12 protein-coding genes and 2 tRNA genes are annotated in these 19,659 nt (G+C 51.0%); 8 read left to right on the top strand and 6 right to left on the bottom strand.

Annotation, left to right across the window (positions count from 1 at the left end; translation table 11 throughout):
• Positions 1-6 precede the first annotated feature (6 nt).
• Together ACFSW8_RS09445 and tsaD are read right to left on the bottom strand one after the other, a co-directional pair.
• Positions 7-1,182 carry a hypothetical protein gene (locus ACFSW8_RS09445; RefSeq protein WP_377178063.1) on the bottom strand — a complete coding sequence of 392 codons (1,176 nt, stop codon included), beginning with the start codon at positions 1,180-1,182 and terminating at the stop codon, positions 7-9.
• Positions 1,183-1,262: 80 nt separating this feature from the next.
• Positions 1,263-2,315: a tRNA (adenosine(37)-N6)-threonylcarbamoyltransferase complex transferase subunit TsaD gene (tsaD, locus tag ACFSW8_RS09440; RefSeq protein WP_377178061.1), complete on the bottom strand. Its 1,053-nt coding sequence runs from the start codon at positions 2,313-2,315 to the stop codon at positions 1,263-1,265.
• Positions 2,316-2,746: 431 nt separating this feature from the next.
• Here tsaD and ACFSW8_RS09435 point away from each other — a divergent pair.
• The 7 genes from ACFSW8_RS09435 to ACFSW8_RS09405 all read left to right on the top strand — a co-directional run bounded on the left by ACFSW8_RS09435 (position 2,747) and on the right by ACFSW8_RS09405 (position 9,367).
• Positions 2,747-2,823: transfer RNA gene (locus ACFSW8_RS09435), tRNA-Asp, on the top strand.
• 30 nt (positions 2,824-2,853) lie between these two features.
• A tRNA-Asp gene (locus ACFSW8_RS09430) sits at positions 2,854-2,930 on the top strand.
• A 198-nt stretch (positions 2,931-3,128) separates the two neighbouring features.
• The gene (locus ACFSW8_RS09425) at positions 3,129-4,532 is read left to right on the top strand and encodes a sulfatase (RefSeq protein ID WP_377091598.1); all 1,404 of its coding nucleotides are present in this window, start codon (positions 3,129-3,131) and stop codon (positions 4,530-4,532) included.
• Between the two features lie 174 nt (positions 4,533-4,706).
• Positions 4,707-6,137 carry a sulfatase family protein gene (locus ACFSW8_RS09420; RefSeq protein ID WP_377091062.1) on the top strand — a complete coding sequence of 477 codons (1,431 nt, stop codon included), beginning with the start codon at positions 4,707-4,709 and terminating at the stop codon, positions 6,135-6,137.
• Positions 6,138-6,149: 12 nt separating this feature from the next.
• Positions 6,150-7,808 carry a family 20 glycosylhydrolase gene (locus ACFSW8_RS09415; RefSeq protein ID WP_377091061.1) on the top strand — a complete coding sequence of 553 codons (1,659 nt, stop codon included), beginning with the start codon at positions 6,150-6,152 and terminating at the stop codon, positions 7,806-7,808.
• Positions 7,809-7,877: 69 nt separating this feature from the next.
• Positions 7,878-8,570 carry a 3-keto-disaccharide hydrolase gene (locus ACFSW8_RS09410; protein WP_377091060.1) on the top strand — a complete coding sequence of 231 codons (693 nt, stop codon included), beginning with the start codon at positions 7,878-7,880 and terminating at the stop codon, positions 8,568-8,570.
• Positions 8,571-8,734: 164 nt separating this feature from the next.
• The gene (locus tag ACFSW8_RS09405; RefSeq protein ID WP_377091059.1) at positions 8,735-9,367 is read left to right on the top strand and encodes a hypothetical protein; all 633 of its coding nucleotides are present in this window, start codon (positions 8,735-8,737) and stop codon (positions 9,365-9,367) included.
• Positions 9,368-9,416: 49 nt separating this feature from the next.
• On the opposite strand, the gene ACFSW8_RS09400 is transcribed toward ACFSW8_RS09405, so the two are convergent.
• Positions 9,417-12,536: an efflux RND transporter permease subunit gene (locus tag ACFSW8_RS09400; protein ID WP_377091058.1), complete on the bottom strand. Its 3,120-nt coding sequence runs from the start codon at positions 12,534-12,536 to the stop codon at positions 9,417-9,419.
• Positions 12,533-13,894 carry a replication-associated recombination protein A gene (locus ACFSW8_RS09395; protein ID WP_377091057.1) on the bottom strand — a complete coding sequence of 454 codons (1,362 nt, stop codon included), beginning with the start codon at positions 13,892-13,894 and terminating at the stop codon, positions 12,533-12,535. The genes ACFSW8_RS09400 and ACFSW8_RS09395 overlap by 4 nt, the downstream gene beginning before the upstream one ends.
• Before the next feature lie 134 nt (positions 13,895-14,028).
• On the opposite strand from ACFSW8_RS09395, the gene ACFSW8_RS09390 reads away from it, so the two are divergent.
• Positions 14,029-14,667, top strand: coding sequence for a carbonic anhydrase (locus tag ACFSW8_RS09390; RefSeq protein WP_377091056.1), 639 nt, complete (start codon positions 14,029-14,031; stop codon positions 14,665-14,667).
• A 110-nt stretch (positions 14,668-14,777) separates the two neighbouring features.
• Here the strand turns inward: ACFSW8_RS09390 and glnD are convergent, their stop codons facing one another.
• Entirely contained in the window at positions 14,778-17,549 is a 2,772-nt protein-coding gene (glnD, locus tag ACFSW8_RS09385) for a [protein-PII] uridylyltransferase (RefSeq protein ID WP_377178059.1), read from the bottom strand.
• A 99-nt stretch (positions 17,550-17,648) separates the two neighbouring features.
• Positions 17,649-19,073, bottom strand: coding sequence for an adenylosuccinate lyase (gene purB / locus ACFSW8_RS09380; RefSeq protein ID WP_377091597.1), 1,425 nt, complete (start codon positions 19,071-19,073; stop codon positions 17,649-17,651).
• Positions 19,074-19,659: the final 586 nt, after the last annotated feature.

Here is a 19,659-nt window from a genome sequence, read left to right as displayed (position 1 = left end):
AAGAGGTTATTTACGAAGCTCCCAGAGTTCGCAGATTTGGTTATCGAGTGGTTGCTTTGAGAAGCGATCGGTTTGGCCGAGGAAGACAGCACGTGTGCCGGTGCCTCCTTTGAGGTGTTTGACGATGGAAGCGATAGTGACGGAGCGTTTAGCGGAGAGGATTTTGTTATTTTCGGCATTGCCAGTTTTGGAGGCGTAGCCGACGACGAGGAAGAAGGAATCTTTACGGGCGCCACCGATGGTGTCTTTAATTTGTGTGAGTGTGGACCAGCCAACTTCTGAGGAATTTGTTTTAAAGCGTACCGAGCGCACCATGTGGGCATTGTGTTCTTCGCTGATTCGGATGTAAGCAGCTTCGAGTTGATCTGGGGTGAGGCCTTCTAACTTTTCGAGTTCAGCGTAGAGCAAAGCTGCTTCTGGGCGAAGTTCTTCGGCAGATTTTGCGTAGAGTGTGTCGTAGTCGCTATCGGCTCTGAGGCGTTGGAGTTCTGCGCGCATTTCTTCGTTTTCGCTACGCATTCTTTCGACGTCTGAGTTGTTGACAGCATTGAGTGCTTGCATTTCGAGCTCTGCAATTTTTTTGTTGAGCTTTTCGTTCGTGAGCATGGTCTCGTTGAGTGATGCTCGGAATTGGGCAACGGTCTCGGGAGTGGGGCGAGAGCTGAGCTCATTAATTTGTTTATCGCGCTCAGTGAGGGTGTTTTTGAGTCGGTCGACTTCTTGTTTAAGGAAGGCGACGTTGGCGCCTTGGCCTTCGAGCTCAGCGAGTTTTGAGCGCAGTTTTGTGGCTTCGGTGCTGAGGTGTTGGTTGGTAGTGATTGCTGCTTTGAGGTCGATTTGAGCCTTGGTGAGTGAAGCTTCTTTTGCGCTGAGGGCAGTTTGGAAAGTTTCGATATTATTGCGAAGCTCCATGGCGTCGCGGGAGATGCGGGAGCTGAGTTCATCGATGGAGCTAGTGTCAGCGGGAAGGGCGATGCCGAGGTCTTGGAGTTCGCGTTCTTTATTGGCGACACTTTGGCGCAGGGCGATGAGTTTTTCAGTATTGGCGCCACTGCTGACTTGTTGGCCAGCTCTTTGTTGCATGCTAAAGAACATCATGATGGCGATGATACCGAGCATGGCTATGACCACGACAATGAGGGTGTTTTGGTTATTGGCGGGAGCGGGTGTATTTTCGGACATGGTAAGCTGGGTTGGAATGTGGTGTGCGTAGTCTTTAGGGAATATTTGGTGTGGCGGCAAGCACAGGATTGAGTGAGGGCTTATTTACGCAGGACTAGGGCATTGAGTGGTAGGTTCGGGTCGATATCTGCATCGAGTTTCGATTGTTCACCTCGGAGGAATTTTTGGAGAGCGACGTAGGCGATCATGGCAGCATTGTCTGTGGAGAGGTGTTTACTGCAGATATCGAGCTGGAAGCTATGGCGTTGGCAGGCGTCGAGCATGGCATCACGCAGGGCGCCATTACAGGAGACTCCACCGGACATGGTGATGCGAGTGAGCTTGGAAGCTTGGGCTGCTTGGATCGTTTTTTTGACGAGCACGTCGATGACGGCTTGTTGGAAGGAAGCGCAGAGGTCGGGGAGTTGCTCAGGGAGGGCGCGGCCGGTTTCGGGGTTGAGCTCGGAGATGGTATAGAGTACGGCGGTTTTGAGGCCGGAGAATGAGAAATCTAGGTTGCCCTTTTTGAGCATTGAGCGGGGGAAGTTGTATGCATCAGGATTGCCAGTTTTTGCGGTTTTTTCTATTTCAGGCCCTCCTGGGTAGGGGAGTCCCAGCATTTTAGCGACTTTGTCGTAGGCTTCTCCGGCGGCATCGTCCGTGCTTTTTCCGAGTAGTTGGTAGGAGCCAAATTCTTGCGTGTGAAGGATCATGGTGTGGCCTCCGGAGACGACGAGTGAGATGTTTGGTAGCACGCCACGGTCTCCAGCAATGAATGGGGAGAGGAGGTGGCCTTCCATGTGATTGATTGAGAGGAATGGCTTTTTGGTGGCGACCGCCATGGCTTTTGCGGCGGTATGGCCGATCAAGAGGGAGGAGGCCAGCCCCGGGCCAGCAGTGGCAGCAAAGGCATCGATATCATGTATGCTGAGCTTAGCTTCCGCGAGGGCCTTGTCGACGAGTGGGCGTAGTGCAAGCGAGTGATTTCTCGAGGCTAGCTCAGGTACAACGCCACCGTGCTCTCTGTGGATTTCAATTTGCGAGGAAATTTCGGAGCTGAGGATTTCGGTACGCATGAGGTCGCCGCGCAAGATGGCAATGGCAGTTTCATCGCAGCTGGATTCGATCGCAAGGATAGTGGCTTTCTGAGTCATGTGTCGTTATGGTGCCGACCATTCCTGAATCTTTGTGACATGCAAGTGTCAAGTTGCGGGGATGGTTCGACAGGACGGGAGCTTACGCGGCAATTGGGGCGTAGATTGTTTGGAGAGGTTCCGGAAATAATCCAGCGAAGTGAGAAAATGCGCGATTTGTTACGCGAAATGAACGGGTGTGTGTGGGTGGGGAGTGGTAATGGGGCTGGTGGAGGGAAAAATGTTTTTGATGCGGGAGAATGGGGAGGGGTGGTACAAGTGTTGGGTAGATGATTGATTCTAAGATTGCTGGGGTGGTGTTATGCGTCGTGGTGGGTGTAGGGGAGGTCTGTGCGATCTAAAAAAGTGAAGAAAAATGGAAAAAAGGTCTTGCACCGAATGGGGAAATAGGTAGGTTCCTGCCCGCCGCAAGGCACGCACCGAAAGGAAACGGAGCGGTAGCTCAATTGGTTAGAGCACCGGCCTGTCACGCCGGAGGTTGCGGGTTCGATTCCCGTCCGCTTCGCCATTTCCTTTCAACGCAACACATCGACTGAGTGGAGCGGTAGCTCAATTGGTTAGAGCACCGGCCTGTCACGCCGGAGGTTGCGGGTTCGATTCCCGTCCGCTTCGCCACTCGTTGATAAGATAGCACACCTCAGGGTGTGCTTTTTTTGTGTCTGCTACAAAATCTGGTAATACATCTGTGTGGGAAGTGCATTTGGGTGATAGAGTGGCACGGGCGTGAGTGGATACGCAGGGCTGCTTTTGATTCAGAAAAAATTGATACCCATGATAAAGAGAGTTTTATGCACAATATTATGCTGTGGTGTGATGGCGCACGCGGCTGGAGCGAAGAAGCCCAACATCGTTTTGATATACGCGGACGATTTAGGGTATAAGGATGTTGGGTACCAATCTGACGGGTCTTATCAGACACCCGTGTTGGACAGAATGGCTAAAGAGGGGATGGTATTTACGGATGCCTACACGAATGCAGCCAACTGTCAGCCGGCGCGGGCTTGTCTTCTATCTGGTAATTATACGCCACGGCATCATGTGTTTGCAGTAGGAAGTACGAATCGAGGTCCCAAGAATCAGATGCGATTGGTACCGATCCCCAACAGAGATGGTTTAGCGGAGGATGATGATACGATTGCCGATGTGCTTAAGTCGGCAGGTTATGCAACGGGCCACTTTGGGAAATGGCATTTGTATTCCAAAGGTGGTGCTGAGAGTAAGGGAGGAGGTGGAGCCTTACCCAGCAAGCAAGGGTTTGATGTCACCTATGATAGTTTTGGGAATGGGGAGCTGCCAGAGGGTGCTAAAGGGAACCAAAAGGGACCTGAGAGTGATCCCAAGGGCGTCTTTGATTTGTCTAAGCAAGCGTGTGATTTCATGGAGGCTAACAAAGATAAGCCCTTTTTTGTTTATTTAGCGCACCACGCACCACACGGCCCTTATCAGGCACGTAATTCGACGCGTGAGAAGATTCCGGATCTACTCAAGGCTTGTATCTACGATATGGATGCGAGCATCGAGATTGTGTTAGATAAGATCAAGGAGCTTGGTTTAGAGAAAGATACTTTAGTGATTTTTACCAGTGACAATGGCGGGACGCGCAGTCAGGAGCCCTTGCGTGGTAACAAAGGGAGTTATTACGAGGGAGGCATTCGTGAGCCGATGGTGGCATACTGGCCGGGGGTTATTAAGCCGGGGAGTCAGTGTTCTGTGCCAGTGATGCAGATTGATTACTTTCCGACCTTCACAGATTTGGCGGGAGTGAGCGTGAAGAAGACGCTGGATGGCGAGAGCTTGGTGCCATTGATGAAGCAGACTGGAGCGTTGAAGCGCAAGTCGTTGTTTTGGCACATGCCTGGCTATTTGGACAAGCCAGTAAAACGCGGACGTGACAAAGTCTTTCGTACGCGACCTGTGACAGTGATGCGAAAAGGGCGCTGGAAGCTTCATCTCTATCACGAGGAATGGGTTCTAGACGGAGGTAAAGATGCGATAGCCACTAATCAATCTGTTGAGCTCTATGATTTAGAGAATGATATTGGTGAGCATAAGAATGTGGCGAATCAAAATCCTGAGGTGAGAGACATGTTAGTTAAAGAGCTTATCAAGTGGCACGGGGTGACTGAAGCTCCAGTTCCGACTGAGAAAAATCCTGAATACGACCCTAACAAGGCGACAGAGAAAAAGTCTAAGAAGAAGCCGAAAAATAAGAAGTAAGTCTAGATAGAGGTATAATATTCAAACAAATCTAAAGACTCCTATGTGTGTATCGTGGGAGTCTTTTTTTATGAAAATTTAGGGTGTGAATTGATAGTTTAAGTAATAGCCAATGGGGTTTCAGCATAGGGTGGGTGAGGGTGTGATGACGCGCCATAATTTGATTCCTTTAGAATGATGATACGTAAAACTCTGATCTACTTATGTTGTTTGATGGCCTCGTTAGAGGCGGCCCCTAAACCTAACATCATATTATTTGTCATTGATGACTTAGGTTACGCAGACATGAGTTTTTTACCATTTGCAGCGGGAGATGTGGAGACTCCTGGGATTGATCGGATTGCTAAGAAGGGGATGTATTTTTCTAATGCGTATGCGACATCGCCGATTTGTTCACCAGCAAGGGCGGGTCTTGCGACGGGACGGTACCAGCAACGGTGGGGAAATAATTGGTACGGGCGCGGTGGATTACCAGTGGGTGAGAAGACGATAGCGATGGAGCTTAAAGCATTAGGTTACGTCACGAAAAAAGTGGGGAAGAATCACATGAACAACCAGAGGGGTGATATATCTCATCCACTGAAGCATGGGTTTGATGAGTTTTTTGGATTTAGTGATCACACTTGGGATTACCGGCAGCTCAGTCATGCGAGTAAGAATAAGGCGGCACACCGCGGCCCGTTGGAGCGAGATGGTGAGATGGTAGAATTTAAGAATGCTTACACCACGGAATTATTTACTGACGAGGGGGTAGAGTTCATCGAGCGGGACTTTGGTGGTCAGCCATTTTTCTTACAGATGTCGTACAATGCGGTGCACCATCCAGTTTATGTGGGGCATCCGGAGTATGAGAAGAAATTTGGGCTCAAACCATTTCCTCAGTATGATGCGAGCAAAGGGAACTACAAGAAGGATTGGCATTCGCAGTGGGGGATGGGGAAGGGTCATGACCCAGATCTCAGAAAACGCTATCTAGCAACTTTGGCCTGTCTAGATGATGGGGTGAGTAAGATCTTGGATAGTTTAGAAGCTGGTGGTTTAACAAAAAATACGGTGGTTATTTTTATCTCCGATAATGGTGGTGCTCCTTACACATTGGCAAACAACGGACCACTGAAGGGGAATAAGTACTGCGAAGCTGAGGGTGGGTGTAGGATTCCCTTTTTGTTTAGTTGGCCTGGTCATTTTGAGGAAGTTGGAAGTACTGGATCATTGGTTTCCACGATGGACATCTATCCGACCTTGGTGGAGTTAGCCGGAGGTCAGCCTCACGCCAAGCTCGATGGGAAGTCATTGTTACCGATCCTAAGAGGAGAGGAACAGGGAGATAATCATCGTTTCTTGGTGTTGAGTCGTGGGAGTGAGCACCGTGATTTTGTCGTGCGCAGTGGTGATTATAAGTTACGTAATTGTACGAGTGGTCGAAAATTTTCAGTAGGGCAGCATTATCTATATCAAGATGAGACTGGAGATTTTCTTTACAACTTGAAGGAGGATATCGGGGAGAAAAATAATCTTTATTCAGTTATGCCCGAAAAGGTTTCTGAGCTGAGGGGGATGTATAAGGAGTGGTGTGGTGATGTGTTAGGTGAAAACAAAAAGTGAAAGGTTGATTAGATGATACAAAAAACAAGTAAGATCGGGATGCGTTATAAAGCGTTAATTAGGTTGGGGGTAGCTGTGGGAAGTTGCGTGGCAATGACTGTGTTAGGTGCGTCTGCGGAGCCAGCGCGTTCTGTTATACCGAGGCCACAGCAGATTGAGATAGGGGAAGGTGGCTATAGTGTTGATGAGAAGACTCGGATTTATTTAGTGAGTGATGGGTCTGAGCACGGGCGGCACATTGGAGTTCGTTTAGCCGAGCTCTTTGAAGAACGTCACGGGGTAGATTTGGAGGTGGTTTCAACGACTGCTAAGGAGGGTTTTAGATTGTTTTTGGGGGAGAGGGATAAAGGGGGGGAGGTGGTGATTGATGCGATTGCCGGAAAGGATGAGGGTTATGTTTTAGAGAGCAATCAAGAAGGGGTCGCAGTTGGTTCACATTCCATCAAGGGGCTGTGGAATGGCGCGATGACATTGATTCAGTTAGTGGAGGATGGTCGTGTGCGCTCATGTCGTATTGTGGATTTCCCACGCTACGAAATGAGAGGGTTTATGATTGATGCGGGGAGGGCTCCAGTGAGGATAGGTCATCTCAAACGAATTATCAGGGTGTGTTCAGCCTTTAAGCTTAATTTCCTGCTCTATAGGGAGAGTGATAATGAACTGAATGCTGTGCGGTACGATTTGAATCCATTGGGTTCTAAGAACCCAGAGGCATTGACAATGGATGAAGTGAGAGAGCTCATTCGCTATGCGGCGCTTCACGGCATAGAGGTTATTCCTGAGATTGAGGGCTTAGGGCACGCTGGTGCTCGGAGGATGCATTATCCAGAACTAGTGCGAGGCACAGCTGCCAAGCCGTACGGTAAGAATGTGCATGGGAAGTCTCTGGGAATGCATTATACTCGCGCCCATCTTTTGCCGTCGGATGAGCGGTCGCTAAAATTGTTAGATTCAGTATTTCGCGAATGGTTTCAGGTAATGGAGTGTGAGTATGTGCATTTAGGGATGGATGAGATTCGGATGCCGAAGGAGGATCAGGCGAAGCATTTGGAAGTGTTGATTCCGCGCGTGCAGAAATTAGCAAAGGAATACGGTATTGAGCCGAAGTTTATAGTATGGTCTGACGCGCCTGAGACGCCGGAGGCCTATAAGGACATTGTGATTCGCAGTCCATGGTCGTATGGCAATAGAGCTCTTGATGGTGGGATGAGTAAGCATCTGAAGCACCAGAAGGTGCCGAATTTGTTAGGTGAAGGCTGTAAGGAAAAGGTATTGATGGGAGCTGGCTCGAGTTCTTCTCATGGTCCGGGGAGCAAGTGTGGTTATGAGAAGTCGTTTCGCAACTTGGCTGAATGGGCGATTTTAGGAAAGGATCGGGAGAATTTCATAGGGATGACTGTTTGCCAATGGCATGGGAATCAGATTGACCAATGGTTTCCTGACTTTGTGGTTGGTGCGGATGTGAGTTGGAATCCGCCGGTGGAGGTTGTCGCCTATAAAGAACTGAAGGGCCGAGTGGATAGAAAGCTTAGTATGTTTAACGATGTGGCTGCGCCAAAGGAGAGTGAGTTGACTCCGGCTGCGTGGCACGGTGTCTGGTTAGAGGGTGGCAAATGGGGGGAACTGATAGCTCCTTTACCCGTACCTATGAACATGCGAGGTGAGAAGTGAATGGGTGTCGTGGGAGTGGACAGGCACTCGAGGATTGAACAGGCATTCTGCTGCACGTAGATCAATAGAATGACAAAATCATTTAATTCTCGGGTAGCGGCATCCGCTGTGGTTTCACTAAGTATTGGGAGTAGTGCCCTTGCTGAGGAAGCTAAGGGTGAGTGGACAACATTGTTTGACGGCAAAACGACCAAGGGCTGGACGAACTATAATTCCAAGGAGCTCAGGCCTCAGTGGAAGGTTGTCGATGGCAGTCTCCAACTCACTGAGCGTGGTGGGGGAGATATTGTCACTGAGAAGGAATATGAAAACTTTGAATTTAAGGTGGAGTGGAAAGTGCCTGCTGGGGAGAAGATTAACTCAGGGATATTCATAGGAGTGAAGGAGAGTGAGCGACCGATTTATCAAGACGCAATAGAGGCGCAAATTATGGGGAATGAGGCGAACCCTAAGACGCCTGATTTGTTCATAGCGGGTTCTGTTTTTGGGCTTTTCCCTAGTAAGCGTGAGTGGTCTAAGCCATCAGGAGAGTGGAACTCGGCGAGAGTTTGGAAGAAGGATGATCAGGTGAAGGTCTTTTTCAATGAACAGATAGTGGCTGACTTTAAGCTTCATAGTGAGGAGTTTAAAGAGATGGTAAGCAAAACTAAGTTTAAGCAATGGCCGGGATTTGGAACCCACAGCAAGGGGAAAATTGGTTTCCAGGACCATGGAAATACCGTAGGGCTTTCTTTAAGAAATATAATGGTTAGAGAACTGTAAAAACGACATTTTTGCAGTGAATGTTTTCAAAAATGCTGAGCTCGATATTGGGTTCAGCATTTTTAAATACTATTTATTACTGATGCTGCCTGAGTGTGTTGCATGGTGAGTTGACATTGGTCTGTATTTGAATCAATGGGGTCGTCACACCAACGAACCCAATTATGATAGAAGAGAAAGATAGTTATTTTTTCGATTACTCGACGTTAGATGCTTGTTCTACATTGAGCAGCGCTGTGAAGCTTTTATACCATGGATCCAGCCATGGAGCCTTCGGTGTACAGAGCGAAGCACGTGCACGTACCTTTCCGTTAGATATCGAGAGGATATCAGCAATTAAAGTGTCATTGAAGCACCTGAGTTCGAGTGCGCTGGCTGAGGGGCATGAGTACAACCTTCTTTTGGTAGATGATGTGTTAGCTGATGCTCTCTGGGAGAACAAAGTGAGGAATCATCTACCAGCATTGAAGGAGATCACCCGACGTGTGAAATTGGGAGGAGCTGCGAGTTTAAAGGCAAAGCGTTACAAGGAACCGATTTGGGTACGCTTTCAAAAGCCGATTTACATTGTGCAATACACGCCTTTTTTGGTGCAGGACATGAGCATTCCTCAGGCTTATCGGGATTTACTAAAGGAGAAGTTTCGAGGATTTTTAGTTCGGACTGCTCCTCAGTATCCGGCGGTGACTCAGATAGTGGAAGCGAGTGGATTTGAGTTATTGGCGCGCAGAGAGATCAAGGATGTGTATGACGACCAAGCGGTGGTTTGTTATGCTTACCAAGAGAGAGAGAACTGAGCTGCGTGTCACACAGCTGGGGGGGAGCTCAGCTGTGTTTGGAGGGGGGCTATTCTTGTCTTGGTGGTTGCTTACTTAAGCTGAGGTCAACGCTAATAGCGTAGGCTGCAGGAATGAGGAAGAGGGTAATGACGGTGGCAAAGAGGATGCCGAAGCCCAGTGAGACTGCCATGGGGATGAGGAATTGGGCTTGGATGGAGCTCTCAAAAATGATGGGCATGAGTCCTGCGAAGGTGGTGATGGAGGTCAGGAAGATGGGGCGGAATCTACGGATGCCGGATTCAGCGATAGCTTCGCGCAGGGGTTTCCCATCGAGTCGACGTTTATTGATGAAGTCCACGATGACTAGAGAGTCATTAACGACTACACCGGCGAGGGCGAGCATGCCAAAGTAGCTGAGGTAGGAGACTTTGAGGTCGAGCAGGACGTGGCCCCAGTAGGCACCAATCACGCCAAATGGCACCGCAATCATTACAAGGAATGGTTGGATGAAGGATTTGAACGGGATGGCCAGAAGTGAGTAGAGGGTGAATGCTAGAATGCAGGAGAGGGCGAGCAGGCGTTTATTGCCTTCTTTGTAATCGGCGAGTTCTCCTTGGTAGCTCCAAGTCACGCTGGGGTGATCGAGCATAAGTTTGTTGAGGAATGCGGTGAGATCGGGTTCGAGTTTGGTGACATTGAATTCACCTTTGGCAATACCGGTGATGCTAGTGACTCGGCTCCCATCTTTTCGATAGATACTAGGCGGTGAGGAATTTTCGCTGACAGTGGCGAACTGTGCAATGCTAGCGAGCTGGTTGTTAGGTAGGCTCACTTTGAGTGTATCGAGAGTATGGAGTGACTCGCGGTCTTCTTCAGGCAGTTTGAGCATGACGCGCAGTTCGGCGTCGCCGAGCTGGATTTTTTGGACTTGTGAGCCGTAGAAGGCGCTGCGGATTTGGCGTGCGAGGTTTTCTTCAGAGAGTCCTGCTTCGCGCCCTTGAGCATTGAGTTTAATTTCGAGTTCTCTTTGTTCTCTGCCTCTACTGGACCAGGCATTTTTCATGTTAGGGTGGTCCTTGAGCCATTGTTTGACTTTTTCTTCAACGATAGCGCGTTCGTCATCGTCATTGGAGCGGAGGTCGATGGATACGGGTTCTGAGCTTTTACCGCGGGAAGAATTTTTCTCGGTGCGGATATAGAATGATTTGACCCCTTGCATTTCACCGACGGCGGCTTCCCAGGCTTCTGCGATTTCTTGGTTTTTGGGGCCTGGGGTGGTGCGTTGTGACGGGGGGGTGATTTCGACGAGGACGTAACCATCGGTAGGGTCCATGCTATTGTTCCATGGTTTACCACCGGATGAGGTAAGGACGTTACCAATGAGGGACTCGCCTGTGCCTTCGTCGACGAAGGTATCGCGGACTGAGTCGAGAGCATTGACGACGTGTTTGACGCGTTGGTCAGTGGTTTCGAAGCTTGTGCCACTTACTGTTTCGAGAGACGCGTAGATGTAATAGCGGTCGGTGGAGGGTGAGGGGTCAAAGTTATCTGATTTTACATACCAGCCCGCGGTGAGGAGGAAGATGGTGATAAATAGCGAGATGGTAGCGTAGCGGTGGTGGAGCGAGAATTCTAACAACGGTTTGTAGACGCGTTGGACGAAGCGTTCGAGGCCGTCAGCGATGTAGCGTTGGGTGCGGATGAGCCAGCCAGCTTTTTGACGATTGGTTTTGAGGTGTTTGAGGTGGGCGGGGAGGATAAGTTTAGATTCGACGAGCGAGAAGAGCAGGACAGGAATGACGACGAGTGGGATTTGGCGTGCCATTTCTCCGAGGTAGCCATCGATGAACATGAGTGGGACGAAGGCGGCGATGGTGGTGAGCATGCCAAAGGTGACGGGCGTGGAGACTTCTTGGGTGCCGAGAACGGCGGCGTCTAGTGGGCTGCGCGTGCCGTCTTTCATACGTGAGTAGATATTTTCTCCGGTGACGATGGCGTCGTCCACGACAATACCGAGAACGATAATGAAGCCGAAGATACTCATATTATTGGCTGAGACACCGAGGTAATCCATGGCGATGACTCCGCCGGCGAAGCTGATAGGGATACCGGCAACAACCCAGAAGGCGATCTGAGGGCGCAGGAAGAGGCCTAGGAAAATGAGGACGAGGATGCCACCTTGGACGAGGTTTTCGGCCAGCGTTTTGAGGCGTCCCTTGAGGCTAACTGAGTCATCATCCCAAGTGGCAAGTTCGATACCGGTGGGGAAGCGGTCTTGGGCATTGGCTACGTAGTCGTGGACTGAGTTAGCGATTTTGAGAGAGTTTTCGCCATCGAGGCGGAGGACTTCGAGGATGATGGCATTTTTGTTGTTATAGCGCATGACCTTTTGGTCATCGGCGCGGCGGTCGCGGACGGTGGCGACATCACCGAGGGTGAGTTCGGAGCCACTTTCTCTGGAGATGACGAGGTCACGGAATTGTTCAGCGCTGTATGCTTGGGAGCTTGAACGGATGAGGATACGTTCACCATTGTTATTGATAGATCCGGCGGAGAGGTCGATTGAGCTCTCGCGGATTTTACGGGCGAGCCGGTCCATGGTGAGGCCGTAGGCATTGAGGGTTTGGGGCTGGACCTCGATGGTGATTTCTTTATTGAGTCGGCCTTTGATAATGACTTTTGAGATACCATTGATGGCGGTGAGGTCATCACGGACTTTTTTAGCGGCGGTGATGAGATCTTGATCGGAGAGGTCGCCGTAGATGGCTACGGAGATGACTTCATGCCAATAGGCAGTAGAAGGGATATAGATGCGGGCTTTTTCGGCTTCATCTGGGAAGGTGCTGATACGGTCGAGGCGGGATTCGATATCTGCTTTGAGTTTATCGATATCGACGGATTCATCGACTTTGACGGTGACGTTACCGGAATTTCGGTCGGCGCTGGATTCGATTTCTTCAATACCTGAGAGGTCATTGAGGGCTTGTTCGATGGGGAGGATAATTTTTTGTTCAACGTCCTTCGGGGTGCCGCCGCGGAGGGGGACACGGATTTGCACTTGGGGAAATGAGACTGCTGGCTCGATTTCAACAGGGAGTTGGAAATAGGCAGTGTAGCCACCCAGGAGGAGGATGGCGGCCATGAGAATATTTGCGGCAACGTGATTTTTTGCGAACCAGCGAATCATGATGATTTTTGATGAAGTGATTTCCAGTATTCGAGACGTTCCTTGATACGCTTCTCTAGGCCGTTCTCTGTCGGGCTATAGTAATGCTTGCCCTCTGGGAGGTACGACTGGGGGATATAATTCCCATCATATGCGTGAGAATAAAAATATTCTAGCGAGTCTTCTGAGGCACCGGAGGCTTTGGCGAGTTTTTTACGAGTGGGGGTGCGCAGGTGTGGGGGGACTGAGAGTGTGCGTCCAGACTGGACGTCAGCCATGGCATCGCCCAGTGCGGCGTAGGCGCTATTTGATTTCGGGGCTGTCGCGAGGTAGACGGTGGCGTGTGCTAGAGGGATGCGTCCCTCGGGCATGCCGATGAATTCGAATGCTTGGTGGGCATCCATGGCGACTCTCAGTGCGTTAGAATCGGCGAGGCCGATATCTTCGCTGGCGGAGATGACGAGGCGTCTGGCGATGAAGCGAGGGTCTTCGCCGGCGTGGAGCATTTTGGCGAGCCAATAGAGTGCGGCATCTGGGTCGGAGCCTCGGATGGATTTGATAAATGCGGAGATGGTATCGTAGTGACCATCACCGGTGGCATCGTAGACGATGGCTTTTTGTTGGATGGACTCTTCGGCGATGGCGAGGGTGAGCTCGATGGCTTTGTTCTCATTTGCGGGGGTGGTGGTGACAGCGAGCTCGAGGGCGGTGAGGGCCTTGCGGACATCGCCATCTGATTTTTCGGCGATATGGGTGAGTGCGGCGGGTTCAGCGAGGACATTGAGTTGGCCGAATCCTTTTTGAGGGTCTGTGAGGGCGCGTTGGAGGACAGCGGTGACGTCCTCAGTGCTCACGGATTCGAGTTGGAAGATTTGAGAGCGGGAAGTGAGTGGGGAATTGACGTAATAGAAGGGGTTATGGGTAGTGGCCCCGATAAAGCGTACGGTACCTCTTTCTATGTGTGGTAGGAGGACGTCTTGTTGGGCTTTATTGAAGCGATGGATTTCATCGATAAAGAGGATGGTTGTCTGGCCGCGTAGGTTTTTCCAGGTGCGAGCTTGGGCAATTTTGTCGCGAATTTCTGAGACATTACTCTCCACGCCATTAAGCATTTCGAAGCGTGACTGGGTGGATTGTGCGATGACTGTGGCGAGGGTGGTTTTACCTGTGCCTGGTGGGCCGTAGAAAATGAGTGAGGAAAAGAGGTCAGCTTCAATGGCGCGTCTGAGGAGTTTCCCTTTACCGAGGATGTGTTGTTGGCCAACGATTTCACTCAATTGGGTGGGGCGCATGCGTGCCGCCAGGGGCTGAGCATCTGAGTGGTCGGCATCTGGTTTTGGTGTGTTGGGTTCTGGGCTGTCAGGGAAGAGCGAGTCCATGGAGCAAGAAAATACACAGCTCCAAGCTAGGAGCAAGGTTGAGAAATGCTGCGACGAAGCTTGTGGCTGGGGTATGTCAGTTGTCAGTCCGTAAAAACTTGCAGAATCCGTAATTTTACAGACACTCGCTGGCCATGGCAGGAATTGAGAAAATTTTACGAAATAATGAGGAGTGGGCAGCGAGCATCACTGATTCAAATCCAGAGTATTTCAAGCAATTGGCAGAAGGGCAGTCACCAGAGTATCTTTGGATTGGCTGTGCAGACTCACGTGTAGACCCAGCGACTTTACTTGGGTTAGAGCCTGGGGAGGTATTTGTGCATCGCAATGTGGCGAACTTGGTGGTGCATGCGGATTTTAACAGCCTTGCGGTGATTCACTATTCCGTGGAGTACTTGAAGGTTAAGCACATCATTGTTTGTGGTCACTATGGGTGTGGTGGTGTGCAGGCTGCGATGTCAGGTAAGCGTTTTGGTTTGGTGGATAGTTGGATTCGTCACGTTGACGATGTGATGAGCGTGTACAAGGATGAGCTTGATGCCTTAGATGAAGAGGCACGGTTCCAGCGACTTTGTGAGCTCAATGCCATTGAGCAAGCGGTCCACATGTCCCAGTCACCACCAGTATTAGACGCATGGGAGCGCGGCCAAGAGTTAACGATTCACCCGATGGTATTTGATTTAGCGAGTGGTCAACTCAAGCCTGTCGGGAGTGCTATTACTGAACAGCAACGCTTCGGACTTGGTAAGCGCGATAGTTTCCAAGCGCGTTAGATCAAGCTGACCGATTAGATTTTAAAGGCACTTTTGCAGTTATTGTGAGAGTGCTTTTTTATTTCTGTTGGGTGGCAGCGCGTTCTTGATGTTGGGGGGCGTGTGCTGAGTTACTCGTCAGCGTGTTCGAATCCGACGAGGCGTTGGATCGAGGACTCGAGTTGTTTGATTTTTTCGGGGTCAGTGACTTTGGCGCCATCTGGGGTACTGACGTAGATGGTGTCCATGGCGGCACCTTTTTCGGTACAGATACGGGCGTGGACGGTGGCTAGCCCGCAGTGGCCGATATGGAGGAAGATGTCGTGGAGTAGGCCGATGCGGTCTAATGCTTGGACTTCAAGAGCAGTGAATTGTTGGCTCGTATGGTTGTTGACGAAGGCGCGTACAGGGAAGGGGATACCACCTTCGTTGGGGTCGCGCTGGAGGAAATTCTTTTTCTTTTTGAGGAATTTCTTTGGGTTGTATTCGTGTTGTTGGATGAGCTCGGAGAAGGTGGATTCTACGCGTTTTTTGGTAGCGGCTTGGGTGACGGGTTGTTGGTCCTCGGTGCAGACATGGAAGATGTCGCAGGTGATACCATCTGTGCGGGTGTAGACGTCGGCAGCGATGATGTTGATTTGTGAGGCTGCTAGAGCGCAGGCGACTTTCTCGATGAGGAGTGGTCGGTTACGCGTGGTGATCACAAGTTCTGTGTAGCCACGGTCATCTCTGTTGATCCAGCGGAAGTCGGATTCTTGAAAGTTTTCTTCGGCCTTTTGTTCTTTGATCAGGAACCTCCTAACAGCTCTTACATGAATAGCGATTGATTCTGGGGCGCGGTAGCGGAAGTAGCCTTTAGGCATGGTCTCGAAATGGGTATCGAGTTGTTCATGGTATTTTTCTTTGAGGCAATTTTTGGTGCGCTTTTTGAGTTGTTGGATTTCTTTAGCGAGGTCTTCACGGTATTGGTCCTTACCTGACTTGAGGAAGTCGAGGGTGGAGTGGAAGAGCTGTAGCATGAGGGTTTCTTTCCAGGGGGACCAAGCTTCTTCGTTAGTTCCGTTAGAGTCAGCGAAGGTAAAGACCAAGAGGGCCTTGAGGCGTTCTGGGTCACGCATGATGCCAGCAAACTCTTCGATGACCTCTGGGTCTTCTAAATTTTTGTTCGTTGCGTAGCGCCAGAATGTGAGGTGGTGGTCGACTAGGAAGGTAAGCAAGGACCGACGTGCTCCACGGATTTTGAGGCGGGAGCAGACTCGGGCTGCGAGAAGGGCTGAGCCATCTGTGTGTTCGCGGACATTTTCAGCGCGACCGGTGTCGTGGAGGATGAGAGCGAGGTAGATCGCGTAGGGATCTTCGAGGTCGGTGAGGATTTTGCGATAGACTGCGCGCTCGCGGCTGTCGTCGTCAATGAGGGCATCGAGTTGCTCGATACAGCGCAGGGTGTGTTCGTCTGCGGTGTAGCGGTGGAAGAACTCGTGCTGGACGAGGCAGTCGAGTTGGCCGAATTCAGGCATCCAGCGTCCGAGGAAGCCGACGCGGTGCATGCGTCTGAGTGTGTCTGCGACTCGGCCTTTCCGTTCGAGCATGGCGCGGAAGGTTTCGCGGTTTGCTTTATTATGGCGGAAGTCGGAGTCGATGAGGTCCCAATTGGCTTTGATGAGTTTGCGCATTTGGGGGCCGAGGGTGAGGTTACGCAATTGGCATTCTTGGAAGACGCGCATGAGTCGGTGCGGTTCTTCGCGGAAGATGTCATTGGTTTTTGGATAGATACGGCCGTCTCGGATGACGAAACCATCTATTTCGACGCGCTTTTTCTTGGGTTTGGGAAGGAAGCGCAGCCAGCCTTTGGCGGCATCGTTCTCGTTGATTTCGATTTGGAAGATCTCCATCAATGAGGTGGTGTGGTTATAGATTGCGCGCGTGTGTCGGTAGTAGTCGCGCATGAATGACTCGCATCGACGCAGGATACTTTTTTCGGGGTATTGGAAGTTAGTAGCGACGATCCCTTGGAGTTGGAGGGTGAGGATGTCGGTAGAGCGTCCGGTATGGTAGTGGAGTTCGTTACGGACTCTATGGATAAAGTCGTAGGCTTCTACGATTTCTTTGTAGGCGGTTTTGGTGAGGATCCGTTCACGGACGAGTGCTTCGAGGTCATTGGTGCCGCGTTCGACTTGTGAGACCCAGATGATATTATGGTAGTCGCGGAGGCCTCCGCAGCTTTCTTTGACGTGTGGTTCTTGGAGAAAGACGGTGTGGGAGTACTTGCGGTGACGCGAGCGGATATCTTGTCGGCGCAATTCGAAGAAGGCCTCTGGTTGTTTTTGGATACAGTCGCGTTGGAAGCGTCTGATGAAGTCGTCGACGAGTGTTTGGTCACCAGCGATGAGGCGGGTGTCCATGAGGGCGGTTTTGGATTGTTGTTCGGATTTTGCCTCATTGATACATTCAGTGATGGACCGTGTGGCATGGCCGACTTTGAAGCCAGTATCCCAGAGCAGGTAGAGCATTTCTTGGACGAGTTGCTCGGTAAGTTTGGGGATTTTAGTGGAGCTTACAGGGAGCAGGAAGAGCAGGTCGATATCTGAGCCGGGATTGAGGGTCCCACGGCCATAGCCCCCGACAGAGGTGAGTGAGACTTTGATGGGAGTCTTTGACGAGAGTCGTTCCTGAGCTGAGAGGAAGGCGGCCCGGATGAAGCAGTCGACCATATGCGAGCGAGCCCCAGCGACTTCGAGGCCGCCAGCCCCCATTTCGTGGAGTTCGCGAATTTTTGCATCTTGGCTTTGGATAAAGTCCTTGATGTGTTGTGCGCGTTCACTTTGTTCGCTGGCCTGTTTGAGTGCTGGCAACAAGACCGTATCGGCGGTCTGTGTAATGGTCTCAGTAATGGGGTGCTTCATTGGTGGCGGCTTGTTCAGGATCTTCTTGTGAAAAAATGGCCCAGCATTGATTGCTAGGCCATGGCAAAGTGGGGGGGGAGCTGGCTTTGACGTAAGCGGTTAGAGGATAGAACCGGGTTCGTAGTTAGCGGCATTAGGGAAGCGCTCGGTCCAGCTGGAGACTTTCTTGGTGAATGCGTCTACTTGGGCACGGGCGGATCCGGCATTGTTACGGCCTTCTTCGAGGAGGGCGTTGAGTTGCTCGAGGTTGAGCGGGATGCGCTCGTCATCGGCGAGGCGGGTGAGGAGGTCGTTTTTGTTAATTTCGCGCGCGCGCAGGTCATTGACGGTAGCGACGGCGTGTTCTTTGATTACTTTGTGGGCAGCTTCGCGGCCGACGCCAGCCTTGACGGCTTCCATCATGATGGTGGTAGTCATCAGGAAGGGAAGGTAGTGTTCATTTTCGGCTTCGATAACGGCTGGGTAGGCATCCATTTGATTGAGGATGGTGAGGAATGTTTCGAACATGCCGTCACAGGCGTAGAAGGCATCTGGGAGCATGACTCGGCGAACGACAGAACAGGAGACATCACCTTCATTCCATTGGTCACCAGCGAGGCCTGTGGCCATGGTGAGGTAGCCTTTGAGGATGGTCTGGAATCCGTTGACTCGTTCGCAGGAGCGAGAGTTCATCTTGTGTGGCATGGCGGATGAACCGGTTTGTCCTTTGGCGAAGCCTTCACTCGCTGTTTCATGGCCGGCCATGAGGCGCAGTGTGCGAGAGAAGGAGGAGGGGCCAGAAGCGAGGTCAGTGAGGACTGAGACAGTGCGGAGGTCGAGGCTACGTGGGTAGACCTGACCGACGTTATCGTAAACTTCTGGGATTCCGAGGTGTTGGCAAATTTTATTCTCGAGGGCATTGACTTTATCGATGTCGCCTTCGAAGAGGGAGATTTGGTCCATCTGGGTACCGACGGCGCCTTTGAGGCCACGAACGGAGTATGTCTCGGTGAGGTGGTTGAGTGAGCTGAGGGCACCGAGGAGTTCTTCACCAAACATGGCAATACGCTTACCGAAGGTGGTGGGTTGGGCTGCGACATTGTGGGTGCGTGCAGTGATGAGGAGCCCTTGCCATTGTTGAGCACGGCTATCGATTTTGGCGAGAGTCGCAATGGTTTTGTCTCTGAGAATAAGGAGGGATCGGTAGACCTGGAGTTGCTCGACATTTTCAGTGAGGTCACGGGAGGTCATTCCCTTGTGGATGTGTTGGTGACCGGCGAGGTCGCAGAATTCTTCAATACGCGCCTTCACGTCGTGACGGGTGATGCGCTCACGGTCCATGATGCTTTGAAGGTTCACCTGGTCTTTGACCGCTTCATAGGCATCGATTGCTTCCTGTGGGATGTCGAGGCCGAGGTCTTTCTGGGCCTTCATAACGGCGATCCAGAACTCGCGTTCGAGGACGATACGGCCCTCTGCGGACCAGATATTGCGGATGGCTTGTGAGGCATAGCGCTCGGCTAAGACATTAGGAATTGCGGACATGCGTCGAGTTGTAGGCAGGCCGGTCAAACATGCAAGCCAAACTCAGTGCATTTTCGCCTCAGGAATGGGCAAGGGGAAGCGCTGGGAGTTGGGGGGATGGGAGGGCGGGGGCAGGTCGTTACGAAGGAACTAACTATTAGGAATTGTTGAGCATTTCAAATTCTTGATAGGTGTTGGATATTAGTGAGTCATAGTGAATGCTAACAAAATTGGGGATTCAGCGGGGATGGATGTGAGTAGTGTGTGAATAAGTTGTGGGGGTGGGTGTGAATAAGTTGTGCAAAGTCATCGTCGAATGGGGATGCATCCGTTAGTATCCACGATCCAACCCTCCCATAAAACTCCCATGAAAAATCCTAGAACGTGGCGTAGGCTACTCGGTGGAGTGCTCGTAGTGAGCTCCAGCGTGGTGTGCATATTGACTTACTTATAGTAGGGAAGCGTCAAAACTGATCTTGCGTGTGTCAAAGCCCTCTCGCGAATCTCTCCAATAGTTTCGCGAGGGGCTTTTATGTGAAGAGAGGTCAACTGGTAAGTTTATTTCCTTTCTATTGGTTAGGGGTAAGTTGTATTGAACAACGGAATC

The organism is Rubritalea tangerina, from assembly GCF_042683245.1.
Lineage (GTDB): Bacteria > Verrucomicrobiota > Verrucomicrobiia > Verrucomicrobiales > Akkermansiaceae > Rubritalea > Rubritalea tangerina.
This window is presented reverse-complemented; position numbering and strand designations above follow the sequence as displayed.

Excerpts from the sequence above, each read along its gene's own strand:
- ACFSW8_RS09405 (WP_377091059.1), top strand. The coding sequence starts at position 8,735 with ATGATAGAAGAGAAAGATAGTTATTTTTTCGATTACTCGACGTTAGAT.
- ACFSW8_RS09445 (WP_377178063.1), bottom strand. The coding sequence starts at position 1,182 with ATGTCCGAAAATACACCCGCTCCCGCCAATAACCAAAACACCCTCATT.
- purB (WP_377091597.1), bottom strand. The coding sequence starts at position 19,073 with ATGTCCGCAATTCCTAATGTCTTAGCCGAGCGCTATGCCTCACAAGCC.
- glnD (WP_377178059.1), bottom strand. The coding sequence starts at position 17,549 with ATGAAGCACCCCATTACTGAGACCATTACACAGACCGCCGATACGGTC.
- ACFSW8_RS09425 (WP_377091598.1), top strand. The coding sequence starts at position 3,129 with ATGGCGCACGCGGCTGGAGCGAAGAAGCCCAACATCGTTTTGATATAC.
- tsaD (WP_377178061.1), bottom strand. The coding sequence starts at position 2,315 with ATGACTCAGAAAGCCACTATCCTTGCGATCGAATCCAGCTGCGATGAA.
- ACFSW8_RS09410 (WP_377091060.1), top strand. The coding sequence starts at position 7,878 with ATGACAAAATCATTTAATTCTCGGGTAGCGGCATCCGCTGTGGTTTCA.
- ACFSW8_RS09400 (WP_377091058.1), bottom strand. The coding sequence starts at position 12,536 with ATGATTCGCTGGTTCGCAAAAAATCACGTTGCCGCAAATATTCTCATG.
- ACFSW8_RS09415 (WP_377091061.1), top strand. The coding sequence starts at position 6,150 with ATGATACAAAAAACAAGTAAGATCGGGATGCGTTATAAAGCGTTAATT.
- ACFSW8_RS09390 (WP_377091056.1), top strand. The coding sequence starts at position 14,029 with ATGGCAGGAATTGAGAAAATTTTACGAAATAATGAGGAGTGGGCAGCG.
- ACFSW8_RS09420 (WP_377091062.1), top strand. The coding sequence starts at position 4,707 with ATGATGATACGTAAAACTCTGATCTACTTATGTTGTTTGATGGCCTCG.
- ACFSW8_RS09395 (WP_377091057.1), bottom strand. The coding sequence starts at position 13,894 with ATGGACTCGCTCTTCCCTGACAGCCCAGAACCCAACACACCAAAACCA.